The sequence below is a fragment of the Pseudomonas sp. FYR_2 genome (genome assembly GCF_043106425.1).
Lineage (GTDB): Bacteria > Pseudomonadota > Gammaproteobacteria > Pseudomonadales > Pseudomonadaceae > Aquipseudomonas > Aquipseudomonas monteilii.
In genome coordinates, this window is record NZ_JBICMM010000004.1 from 1 (window position 1) to 440 (window position 440).

Genomic DNA, 440 nt, shown 5'->3' on the forward strand with positions numbered 1-440 from the left:
ACCATCGAGGGCGCTACTGGCGGCAACTTTGAACAACTGACCCCGAATCCGACCCCAGCTTCGACCGTCATCAATGACAGCATCGATACCGTCGCCGTAAGCATCGTCAGCAACGGTAATGTGACCGAAGACCAGCAGCCTTCCTTCACTGTTAAAGTAAGCCAAGCGCTGGACCGTCCCTTGACCGTAACACTGTCGAACGGCGACACCGTGACCATCGAGGCGGGTAAAACCGAGGTCGAGTACAAAACCTCGGCCCAGGGCGACGACGTCTACAAAGACGCCGGCTCCATTACGCTCAGCGTGACCGATGCTACAGTTTCCGGCGCCACTTTCGAGAAGCTGGCCTTGGGTGGCCCGGCTACCGTTGAAATCTCGGACACCATCGACGAAGTGGTGGCCAAGCTGACTGCGACTCCTTCGGTAACCGAAGGTGGCGA

General features: G+C 58.2%; 1 protein-coding gene. It reads left to right on the forward strand.

What is annotated here, in order from left to right; all coding sequences use genetic code 11:
• Positions 1 to 440 (forward strand): immunoglobulin-like domain-containing protein (locus ACF8R4_RS00750; RefSeq protein WP_392491476.1); only part of this gene is annotated, 440 nt, incomplete at both ends.